Source organism: Streptomyces sp. NPDC056883, assembly GCF_042788835.1.
Taxonomy (GTDB): Bacteria; Actinomycetota; Actinomycetes; order Streptomycetales; family Streptomycetaceae; genus Streptomyces; species Streptomyces stoeckheimensis.
The window spans coordinates 462,031-472,771 of the sequence record NZ_JBHUBS010000001.1 but is presented as its reverse complement, the minus strand read 5'-3'; the positions used below and the strand labels follow the sequence as shown (position 1 = coordinate 472,771).

At 70.2% G+C, this 10,741-nt stretch carries 7 protein-coding genes; 1 reads left to right on the top strand and 6 read right to left on the bottom strand.

Annotation, left to right across the window (positions count from 1 at the left end):
• Positions 1-144 precede the first annotated feature (144 nt).
• The 5 genes from ACFRU2_RS02260 to malX all read right to left on the bottom strand — a co-directional run bounded on the left by ACFRU2_RS02260 (position 145) and on the right by malX (position 7,381).
• Entirely contained in the window at positions 145-1,950 is a 1,806-nt protein-coding gene (locus ACFRU2_RS02260) for an ABC transporter permease/substrate binding protein (RefSeq protein WP_382966683.1), read from the bottom strand.
• Positions 1,950-3,023: a glycine betaine/L-proline ABC transporter ATP-binding protein gene (locus tag ACFRU2_RS02255; protein WP_382966682.1), complete on the bottom strand. Its 1,074-nt coding sequence runs from the start codon at positions 3,021-3,023 to the stop codon at positions 1,950-1,952. Before ACFRU2_RS02255 ends, ACFRU2_RS02260 begins: the two co-directional genes overlap by 1 nt.
• Positions 3,024-3,206: 183 nt before the next feature.
• Positions 3,207-4,178 (bottom strand): SigB/SigF/SigG family RNA polymerase sigma factor, encoded by a 972-nt coding sequence (locus ACFRU2_RS02250; protein WP_382967806.1) that lies wholly within the window; start codon positions 4,176-4,178, stop codon positions 3,207-3,209.
• Positions 4,179-4,501: 323 nt separating this feature from the next.
• On the bottom strand, positions 4,502-5,749 hold the full coding sequence (locus tag ACFRU2_RS02245; RefSeq protein WP_382966681.1) for a MalY/PatB family protein: 1,248 nt from the start codon (positions 5,747-5,749) through the stop codon (positions 4,502-4,504).
• Positions 5,750-5,752: 3 nt separating this feature from the next.
• Positions 5,753-7,381 carry a maltose/glucose-specific PTS transporter subunit IIBC gene (gene malX, locus ACFRU2_RS02240; protein ID WP_382966680.1) on the bottom strand — a complete coding sequence of 543 codons (1,629 nt, stop codon included), beginning with the start codon at positions 7,379-7,381 and terminating at the stop codon, positions 5,753-5,755.
• A 226-nt stretch (positions 7,382-7,607) separates the two neighbouring features.
• Here malX and ACFRU2_RS02235 point away from each other — a divergent pair, with 226 nt between their 5' ends.
• Positions 7,608-9,170 carry a S8 family serine peptidase gene (locus ACFRU2_RS02235; protein WP_382966679.1) on the top strand — a complete coding sequence of 521 codons (1,563 nt, stop codon included), beginning with the start codon at positions 7,608-7,610 and terminating at the stop codon, positions 9,168-9,170.
• Positions 9,171-9,248: 78 nt separating this feature from the next.
• Here the strand turns inward: ACFRU2_RS02235 and ACFRU2_RS02230 are convergent, their stop codons facing one another.
• On the bottom strand, positions 9,249-10,676 hold the full coding sequence (locus ACFRU2_RS02230; protein ID WP_382967804.1) for a cellulose binding domain-containing protein: 1,428 nt from the start codon (positions 10,674-10,676) through the stop codon (positions 9,249-9,251).
• Positions 10,677-10,741 lie beyond the last annotated feature (65 nt).

The following is a 10,741-nucleotide window of genomic DNA, read 5'->3' as shown; positions in this document are numbered from 1 at the left end:
AACCAAGAGGGACACCGATGGTTGGGGAGTTGGCCATACGGGGGGGGGGACGGGGGGGAAAGATTTCTGCCGACCCTCTCCGCCCCCCCGCCCCCCGCACACTCGCGCCGACGCTCGGGCTCGGGCTCAGGCTCAGGCTCAGGCTCAGGCGAGCTTGGCGACCTCGGGGTGGTCGGCCAGCCAGGCGCGGACGGCCTGCTGTTCCTTGCCCTTCCCGGATTCCTGGATCTTGGCCTCCAGGCCGGTCAGCTGGGCCTCCGTCATCTTGAAGGAGCTCAGCCACTGGGCGACCTTCGGCTCGTCGGCCGCGAAGCCCTTGCGGGCGACGTTGTGGATGCCGTCGCCCTTGCCCCAGGCGCCCTGGGGATCCTCGAGCTTCGTCAGCTCGTAGGAGGCGTACGCCCAGTGCGGCGACCAGAGGACGACCGCGACGGGCTCCTTCTTCTCGTAGGCCCGCTTGAGCTCGGCGAGCATGCCCGGGGTCGATCCGTCGACGACCTTGTACTCGCCGTCGAGCCCGTACTGCGGCAGCACCTTGTCCTTGAGGAGGCCCATCGCGCCGGCGCTGGGCTCGATGCCGATGATCCGGCCCTTGAACTCCCCCGCTTTGCCCTTCAGGTCGGCGAGGGTCTTCACGTCCTTCATGTAGGAGGGGACGGCCAGCTCGATGGAGGTCGGCCCGTACCAGGTGCCGAGGTCGTCGAGCTTGTTGCCGTACTTCTTCCAGTACTCGGACTGCGTGGTCGGCAGCCAGGCATCGGTCTGGAAGTCGACCTGCCCCCCGGCGAGCCCGGTGAAGAGCGCGCCGAGTTCCAGCTGCTTGGCCTCGACCTGGTACCCGCGGCGCTCCAGGAGCTCCTTCCAGAGGAACGTGGAGGCAATGCCCTCGTCCCACGGGATGTAGCCGATGCTGAGCTTGCGGCCCTTGCCGATGTTCTCGACACCGGCCCCGCCGACGGCGTTGACCTGCGATTTCCCGGAGTCGCCGAAGATTCCGAGGCCGCCGGCGACCAGGGACAGCACCACGGCCGAGGCCACGGCGAAGACGGGCTGCGGGCGGTGGCTCCACACCTTGGCGGTGCCGGTGGCGGCGGAGCGCGCCTTGGCGAGGGCGCGGCGGCCGAGCGGGGAGACCTGGCGGCCCAGGGCTCCGGTCATCCGGTCCAGGTACATGGCGAGGATGACGATGGAGATGCCGGCCTCGAAGCCGAGGCCGATGTCCACGCTGCCGATGGCCCGGTAGACGGCGCCGCCGAGGCCGCCGCCGCCGACCATGCCGGCGATGACCACCATGGACAGGCCCAGCATGATGACCTGGTTGATGCCCGCCATGATGGTGGGCAGCGCCAGCGGGAGCTGGACCCGTACGAGGGTGTTGCGCGGGGTGGTGCCGAAGGCTTCGGCGGCTTCGACGAGTTCGGCGTCGACCTGACGGATGCCGAGCTCGGTCATCCGGACGCCGGGCGCCAGCGAGAAGATGATGGTGGCGATGATGCCGGGCACCACGCCGACCCCGAAGAAGATGATGCCGGGGATGAGGTAGACCATGGCCGGCATGGTCTGCATGAAGTCCAGGACGGGCTTCAGGGTGGCGCTGACCCTGTCGGAGCGCGAGGCCCAGATGCCCATCGGGATCGCGAAGACCAGCGTGACCAGGGTGGCGACCAGGACCAGCGCGAGCGTGGACATGGCTTCGGGCCACAGGGCGACGGAGTCGACGAGGGCGAAGCCGGCGAAGGCGAGCAGGGCGGCGAGCAGACCGCGCAGCCACCAGGCGGCGACGGCGAGGATGCCGGCCAGCAGCAGCGGGTTCGGCGCGTTCAGGACGGCTTCGATGCCGTCGTAGAGCCCGGTGACGAGCGCGGCGATGGCGTCGAACAGCCAGGACAGGTGGCTCTGGAGGAAGTCGACACCGCTGTCGACCCAGGATCCGAGGTTCAGGCGGGGCATCAGGCAGCCACCTCCGCGCAGTCCAGCACGGAGCGTCGCTCGTCGCCGATGAAGGCGACGAGGCGGCCCTGCGGGACGGAGCCGACGACGGTGCCGTCCTCGGCGGTGACGGCGACGGCGTGCGGGACGCGGGCGCTGACGGCGCACACGTCGGCGAGCGGGGTGCCGGCGGAGACGGTGGGGCAGCCGCAGTCGGGCCGGCCTCCGGGGTCCCCCGTCATGACGGCGTCGGCCGTCAGCACCCGCGAGCGGTCGACGTCCTGGATGAACGAGGCGACGTAGTCGTCGGCGGGGCGGGTGAGGATGTCCTCGGCCGTGCCCTGCTGGACGATGCGGCCGTCGCGCATGACGGCGATGGAGTCGCCGAGCCGCATGGCCTCGTTGAGGTCGTGGGTGATGAAGACGATGGTCTTGCCCAGGCTCTTCTGGAGTTCGAGCAGCTGGTCCTGCATGTCGCGGCGGATCAGCGGGTCGAGCGCGCTGAAGGACTCGTCCATCAGCAGCAGGTCGGCGTCGGTGGCCAGGGCGCGGGCGAGGCCGACGCGCTGCTGCATGCCGCCGGACAGCTCGTCGGGCCAGGACTTCTCCCAGCCGCCGAGCCCGCAGAGGGCCAGCGCTTCGGCGGCCCGCCGTTCGCGCTCGGCCCGGGGGACACCCTGGACCTCCAGGCCGTAGCCCGCGTTCTCCAGCACGTCGCGGTGCGGGAACAGGGCGAAGTGCTGGAAGACCATGCTGATCTTGGTGGAGCGTACGCGGCGCATCTCGGCCGGCGAGAGTGCGGTGAGGTCCTCCCCGTCGAAGAGGATCCGGCCCGCGGTGGGCTCCAGCAGGCCGTTGAGCATGCGCAGCAAGGTGGACTTGCCCGAGCCCGACAGACCCATCACGACGAAGATCTGGCCGGGCTCGACCCGGAACGAGGCGTCGATCACCGCCGCCGTCGTTCCCTCGGCGCGCAGCTCGTCGCGGTCGGTCTCGCCGCTGTCGAGCGCGAGGACCGCCTTGGCGACGGCCGCGCCGTTGTCGGGTCCCTGACCGAACACCTTGTACACGTGCTCGGCTATGAGCGTGGACACATACACCCCAAGGGTCGTACCGGAGACGGCCCACCGGCGTGCGTGCGGCCGGCGGGCCGTGGAGCGCGACGGGATCCGCCCGTCATCCGCGCCCCGGCCGCTGTCGGCCGGCGGACGGGTCCGCTCCAGACAGCGCTACTGCCCCTGCTTAACCCTTGCAAACGGTGAAGTGAGTCATGTCACTTACGCTGCGTCGCCACCCATATCCGCGGCTGCGCCCGTGCAACCGGATTCCGCTTGCTGCGGTGACCCGGCTCCGGACCGTTCCGGGTCGGCGAGCATCGAGGCCCGCAGATGGTCGAGCACCCGGGTCAGGAGGCGCGAGACCTGCATCTGCGAGATGCCGAGGGCGGCGCCGATCTGGGCCTGGGTGAGCTCCTCGCCGAAGCGCATCGACAGCATGCGGCGCTCGCGGTCGCTGAGGCGTTCCAGCAGCGGCGCCAGGGTCTGGATGTCCTCGACGCGTTCCAGCGCCGGCTCCTCGGCCCCCATCGTCTCGGCGAGGCTGTGGCCCTCGGTGCGGCCGTCGGTCCGTTCGGAGCCCGGGGCGTCGAGGGAGCCGCTGGTGTGGCCGTTGGCGGCGACGAGCCCCTCGATGACCTCTTCGTCGGTGAGCGAGAGGTGGGCGGCGAGGTCCGCGACCGTCGGCGGCCGGTCGAGGAGCGCGGTCAGCTCTTCCTTGGCCTTGGCCAGGTCGATCCGCAGTTCCTGGAGCCGGCGCGGTACGCGGACCGCCCAACTGGTGTCGCGGAAGTGCCGTTTGACCTCGCCGGTGATGTACGGCATGGCGAGGGAGGCGAACTCCACCTCGCGGGCCGGGTCGAACCGGTCGATGGCCTTGATCAGGCCGATGGTGCCGACCTGGAGCAGGTCTTCGAGGTCGCCTCCGTCGCCGCGGGCGCGGAAGGGCCGGATCGCGAACCGGACGAGCGAGATGTTCATCTCGATGAGGGTCTCGCGGACGTACCGGTACTCGGAGGTGCCTTCGTCGAGCTCGTGGAGCCGGCGGAAGAACAGCCGCGTCAGCTCGCGCGCGTCCGCGGGGGCGACCTCGCGGGGCTCCGCGATCCGGGGCGGCAGCACGGTGGGCGCCGGCTCCACGCCGGCTGGGCCGGAGGGTCTGCCGGCGGCGGGGCCCTGCACGGGGCCGACCAGCCGGCCGGCGCAGGGGCCCGGACGGCGACCGGTCCGGGGACTCGGGAGGGAGCCCGGAAGGGAGCCCGGAAGGGACTCTGCGCGGGGGCCGGGAAGGGGGCCGGCGGTATGGGAGAACGGGGCGGGTATCGGCACGGGGTCGCTCCTTGGGCTGGTCGGCTTGCGGCGCATGACCTTGATGGGCGTTCACCCTAGCCGGTTCCGCATCCGTTCCCCAGTTCCCTTCTTCCTAGATCAACCGGGCGGATCCCGGCCGTATTTGCGGCAGGGATCCGTTCCGGTCGCACATCGGCCGTCCGGCCGCAGTTCCCTCGGCCGTCCGGTCAATTCCCTTCGGCGGCGGGCCCGGTTGCCGCGCCGGAGGGGGCTTCGGGGGCGGCTCGGGCCGTGGCGCCCGAGGTGGTGCGGAGCGCCCGGATCAGGGCCTCGACGCCTGCCTCCGCCTTGGAGCGCGGGCATCCCACGTTGAGGCGTACGAAGCCCGGGCCCTCGGGCCCGTAGGCGGTTCCCGGCATGATCGCCACCTTCTCGGTATGAATCAGCTCACGTTGGAGCACCTCGTCGGGGACCGCGAGGGGCCGGAGGTCGATCCAGGCGAGGTAGCCGGCCTTCGGGGGCTGCCAGTCGAGCGCGGGGAAGGCCCGTACGAGGCGCTCCCGCACCATGTCCAGGTTCTGCGCGACGTATGCGTTGAGCGCGTCGAGCCACGCTCCGCCCTCGCGGTAGGCGGCGATGTGTCCGGCCACGGAGAGGACGGCCGGGGAGGACAGTCCGTCGGCGTCCTTGAGGAGGGTGAGGTAGCGCTCGCAGGACTCCGTGTCGCCGAAGATGCCGTAACTGCCGGTCAGTGCCGGGATGTTGAAGGACTTCGAGGCGGAGGTGACGAGGGCCCAGCGGGCGCCGGGGCGGCCGTGGAGCGCCCAGGGGCGGTGCCGGTGGGGGGCGTGCGCGAGGTCGGAGTGAATCTCGTCACTGATCACCGCGACCCCGTGGCGTTCGCACAGCTCCGCCATCCGCTCCAGCTCGGCCGCGCTCCATACGTGGCCGGTCGGGTTGTGCGGGGAGCAGAGCAGCAGGACGGTGGTGTCGGGGCGGGCCAACTCCCGCTCCAGGGCGTCCTCGTCGTGGAGCGGGACTCCGCGCATCTCCCGGTCCCGGGCCGCGAGCAGCCGCGGGAAGGCGTCGTAGGCCGGGGTGTGGACGACGACCCCGTCGCCGGGCGAGGACCAGAGGTCCAGGATCCGGCCGAGCTGGTAGAGGACGGCGGGGGCGTAGGCGATGCGCTCTGCGGCGATCGGGGTGTCGTAGCGGACGGCGTACCAGTGCCGGACGGCTTCGAGGAACTCCTCGTGGCGCCAGCGGGAGTAGCCGAGGACCCCGTGCTCCAGGCGGCCGCGCAAGGCGGCGAGCACCTCGGGGGCGGTCTCGAAGTCCATGTCGGAGATCGTGAAGGGAAGCAGGTCCGGGGCGCCGAAGCGGTCCTCGACGTAGTCCCACTGGGTGCACCAGGTGCCGTGCCGGTCGACCGGCGCGTCGAACTCGTACGGGGCGGGGGCGTGGATGTCGGCCATGGGTCAGCCGACCGGGGTGAGCTTGGCGAGGGCGTCCTTCACGGACTGCACCTGGGGACCGATGACGACCTGCACGTTGTGCTCGTCGAGCCGGACCACGGCGATGGCTCCGAGCTTCTTCAGCCGGACGTCGTCCAGCAGGGCGGCGTCGCCGACCGTCATGCGCAGGCGCGTGATGCAGTTGTCGAGGGCGTGGATGTTGGCCGGTCCGCCGAGGGCTTCCAGGATGGCCACCGGGTCGTACTTGCCTGCGACCAGCTCGGTCTTCGGGGCGTCCGCGTCGAGAGCGGCGTCCGCCGCACCGGAGTCCGGGGAGCGGGTGGCCGAGGAGCCCGAGGGGTCCGAGGGCTCGTCCTCGCGTCCGGGGGTCTTCAGGTCGAACCGGGTGATCGCCCAGCGGAAGAGGAAGTAGTACACGGCGAACCAGATCGCGGCGATCACCGGGACCAGGTACCACTTGGTGGTCGTGCCCTGGAGGACTCCGAAGACCAGCAGGTCGATGATGTTGCCGTCGGTGTTGCCGATGTACACGCCGAGGACGGCGGAGACCAGGAAGCCGAGGCCCACCAGGACCGCGTGGATCAGGTACAGCCACGGGGCGATGAAGAGGAAGAGGAATTCGAGCGGCTCGGTGACTCCGCCGACCACGCACGCGACGACACCGGAGACGAGCAGCGCCTTGATCTCCGGGCGCATGGTGCGCTTGGCGCAGTGGTACATGGCCAGCGCCGCGCCCGGCAGGCCGCCCAGGTACGCGGCCATCTTGCCCTGGGACAGGAACTGCGTCGCGGTGTGCGCCGCGCCGGAGGGGGTGGGGCAGGAGAGCTGCGCGTAGAAGAGGTTCAGGGCTCCGCTGACGTTCTCCCCGCAGACCACCCCGGCGCCGCCGGCGTCCGTGAAGCGGAACAGCGCGACGAGGATGTGGTGCAGTCCGATGGGGCGCAGCAGTACCTCGCCCATGCCGAAGAAGAAGGGGCCGAAGACTCCGGCGTGCGCAATGCCCGTGCCGACGGAGGCGATCCAGCTTCCCAGGGTGGGCCAGACGAGCGGGACGAGCAGTCCGACGATGCTCGTGGCCAGGGCGGAGACGATCGGTACGAAGCGCAGACCGCCGAAGAAGGCGAGCGCGTCGGGCATCTGCTTGGTGCGGTAGCGCTTGTGCAGCAGGGCCACGATCACACCGACGGCGACCGCGCCGAGCAGTCCGGTGTCGATGGACTTCACGCCGAGCACGTCGGCGATGCCGTAGTGCGCGATCTCGCCCTTGTCCTCGAGGTCCACGCCGCGCGTGGTGAGGAAGAAGTTGACGGCGAGGTTCATGGAGGCGAAGCCCACGAAACCGGAGAAGGCGGCGACGCCCTTGTCCTCCCGTGCGAGGCCGAGCGGAATCGCCATCGCGAAGAGGACCGGAAGGAACTTGAAGGCGACCAGACCGGTGTTGGACATCCAGGTGAAAGCCAGCTGGAGGGGTTCGTTGTCCAGGAAGGAGAGGTTCTGCAGGACGGCCGGGCTGGAGAGCGAGGAGCCGACGCCCAGCATGATGCCGCAGAAGGCCAGGAGCGCCACGGGCAGCATGAAGGTCTTCCCCAGTCCCTGGAGGAATTCCCAGAGCGCTGCCTTCGTCTTCTTCATGGTGGATCTTTCGTCCGGAATCGGCGGGGGTCTCGCATAAAGATTCCGTTCTGTAAACGGACGGCGCTAAGAGGAGAAGGGCCCCAATCCATAAGGCCCGATGCCTCCCGCGCGGGCCTTTGTGCGGCCGCTCGTACGGGTGCCCGTACGGGTGCCCGTACGGGCCTCTTGTGCAGAGCTTGTGAACGCAGCACTCTGAGCGGACGACTCAGGGGGGTCATATTTCATGATCATGCGATCGCACTTACTGCGGCGGTACGGAGCCGTGTTCGCACTCGCCTCGGCACTCGCGCTCGGGGTGGACACCGGCGCTTCGGCCGCCTCGCCGCCGGAGGGGGAGGTCCTGTACGCCGGAGAGCCCGGAACCGTCGGCGACAGCTACCTCGTCCTGCTGGACCCGGCGCGCGCGCAATCCCGTACGGAGCAGGGCCGGGCGGTGGTCGAACGGTTCGGCGGCGCGGTCGGCCGGACGTACGAATCGGCCGTCAACGGGTTCTCCGTCAAGATGACGGAACGTCAGGCACGGCGGCTCGCCGCCGATCCGGCGGTGACCACGGTGGCGCAGAACCGGAAGATGCGCCTGGACTCCACCCAGCCGAGCCCGCCGTCCTGGGGTGTGGACCGGATCGACCAGCGCAGGCTGCCGCTCAACGATTCCTTCACCTACGCGACCTCGGCCGGCCTGGGCGTGACCGCCTACGTCATCGACACCGGGGTCAACATCGACCACCAGGACTTCGGCGGGCGCGCCCGGTACGGCTACGACGCCATCGACAACGACTTCGTGGCCGACGATCTGCACGGGCACGGTACGCACGTGGCCGGGACGGTCGCGGGCAAGACCTTCGGCGTGGCCAAGAACGCGAAGGTGGTGGCCGTCCGCGTCCTGGACTGGAACGGCGAGGGCACGACGGAGCAGGTGGTCGCCGGGATCGACTGGGTCACCCGCAACGCCGTGAAGCCGGCCGTGGCGAACATGAGCCTGGGCGGGGACGCGAACACCGTGCTGGACGCGGCCGTCCGCGGCTCCATCGCGTCCGGGATCACCTATGCGGTGGCCGCCGGCAACCAGAACAAGGACGCCTCCACGCACTCGCCGGCCCGGGTCTCCCAGGCGCTGACGGTCGGGGCGACGAGCGTCCACGACGCGCGCTCCTCGTACTCCAACTACGGTCCGCTGGTGGACCTCTTCGCCCCGGGCGACTCCATCACCTCGGCGGCCTACTGGAGCAACGAGTGGGACGCCGTGATGTCGGGCACCTCGATGGCCAGCCCGCACGTGGCGGGCGCGGCGGCGGTCTACCTGGCACTCCATCCGACCTACACCCCGGCCCAGGTGGCCTACTACCTGAAGGCCAAGGCCACCACGGGAGCCGTGCTCTCGCCCGGCAAGGGCTCCCCGGTGCTCTCCCTCTACATGGGGAACGCGCCGAACAAGGCGCCCGGCAAGCGCTTCGCCAACGGCACGAACTACAACGTCGGGGACCTCAAGACCATCCAGGCCCCGATCACGGTCAGCGGGGTACCGGGCGCCGCTCCGACCCAGTTGGACGTGGAGGTGTACGTCAAGCACCCGGACTCCGGGACCCTGCGGATCGACCTGATCGCGCCCGACGGGTCGGTGTACCCCATCAAGGACGAGTACACGGACTGGGGCGAGACCAACCTCACCGGCCTGTACGGGGTGAACGCCTCGTCCGAGACGGCCAACGGGGTGTGGAAACTGCGCGTGTTCGACGCCTTCTCCGGGAACACCGGTTACCTGGACGGTTGGGCGCTGCGCTTCTGAACAGCGCTTGAGTACGGAACGGGCGGCGCGCTCCGGGGCTGAGGGCCCCGGAGCGCGCCGCCGTTCGCGGTGGCCGGATCAGCCGTTGGGGACCGTGTCCACGAAGGCCGTGCCCGCGGTGCGGTAGCCGCCGACCTTGGCGGCGACCTGGGCCGGGGTGAGGACCTGGTCCTTGACGTGCAGGACGTAGTCGACCTTCTGGTCGTAGGCGCGCGGGGTCGAGCCCGGCTGCCCGTTGAGGTCGATCAGCCACTGGTTGAAGTTGATCGACATGCCCCGCTCGGGCAGGTACTTGGCGTCGTGCGTGCCGAAGACCTGGCCGTCGATGTAGTAGGTGATGGCGTTGTTGTCGATGGTGAGCACCAGGTCGTGCCAGCCCGCGTAGCTCGTCCGGGACTCGGTGTGCTGGTTGACGGCCACCCACGGGTCGGCCTGGTACGTCTCCCACGACGTGGTGTAGAGGATGTTCGAGGGCTCGCCCCAGCCGCCGTTGGGGAGGTACTCGAAGTCGTACTCCGAGTAGTCGTCGGCCAGCGGGGCCTTGAGGTCGTTGATGGGGAAGAACGTCTGCACGAGGTGGTCCCCGTCCGGGCCGTACTTCGGGGCGTCGGAGAACTTCACCCGCGCCGCGTACGTGCCGTTCTTGAACTTCATCGTCTTGGTGAGGATCTCGGTGTGCTTGGTGCTCTCGCCGGTGCCGGCCGTCGAGGTCTCCAGGTTCATGATGGTGTTGCCGCCCTCGGCCGCGAAGGTGACGTTCTCCGGTGCCCAGGTGGCGCCCGGGACGCCGGGGCCGCCCGCGTTGGAGCGCACGCTCCAGCCGTGGGCCCCTATCGCCGGGTCGGTGGAGGAGGTGTAGGTGAAATCGTCGAAGAGGGTGGCTCCGGACGGTCCCGGGTCGGTCGGGGTGGGCGTGGGAGTGGGGTCGGTCGGAGTCGGGGTCGGCGTCGGGTCCGGGACGTTGCCCCCGGGCGCCGTGCCCCAGACGGTGCCGGTGCCCAGCTTGGCGGTCACCTTGTCCCAGTCGGCGTACGCCGTGCGGGTTCCGTCGAAGGAGTAGTCGTCGGACTGGCGCAGCGTCTGCCAGTCGGCGCGGTAGAAGCGCAGCTGCATGTCGCCCGTGTCGGCTCCCGGGGCGAGGCTGCCGGCGCCGCCGGTGAAGGCGATCTCCAGGTAGCGGTCGGCGGTTGCCGTCGGGGTGGCCATGGTGTGGAAGGTGCCGGTGATGTTGGCGCAGCCCTTGACCGCCCAGGAACAGGCGTACCGGTACTGGGTGTCCGGGCCGTCGGCCTTGAAGTAGTAGCGGAAGGTGACCTGGTTCAGGGAGACGGTGCCGGAGCCGTTGTTGACCACCTTGAACCAGGGCTCCACCTGGTCGGCGGTGGCCCCGGTCGCGCTGGTGCGGTACTGGACCTTGACGGAGTCGGCCGCGGCGTTGGCGGGCAGGGCCGTCAGCGCGGCCGAGCCGAGACCGGCGGTCAGGGCGATGGCCAGGGCCATGGCCATACGGCGCTTGCGGAAGGGGGTCCGGCCGGGGGCGTGGCTCGGGGCGGCGGTCGGTTCGTGGCTCG

Coding starts and splice junctions, on each gene's coding strand:
- ACFRU2_RS02230 (WP_382967804.1), bottom strand. CDS start 10,676: ATGGCCATGGCCCTGGCCATCGCCCTGACCGCCGGTCTCGGCTCGGCC.
- ACFRU2_RS02235 (WP_382966679.1), top strand. CDS start 7,608: ATGATCATGCGATCGCACTTACTGCGGCGGTACGGAGCCGTGTTCGCA.
- ACFRU2_RS02260 (WP_382966683.1), bottom strand. CDS start 1,950: ATGCCCCGCCTGAACCTCGGATCCTGGGTCGACAGCGGTGTCGACTTC.
- malX (WP_382966680.1), bottom strand. CDS start 7,381: ATGAAGAAGACGAAGGCAGCGCTCTGGGAATTCCTCCAGGGACTGGGG.
- ACFRU2_RS02245 (WP_382966681.1), bottom strand. CDS start 5,749: ATGGCCGACATCCACGCCCCCGCCCCGTACGAGTTCGACGCGCCGGTC.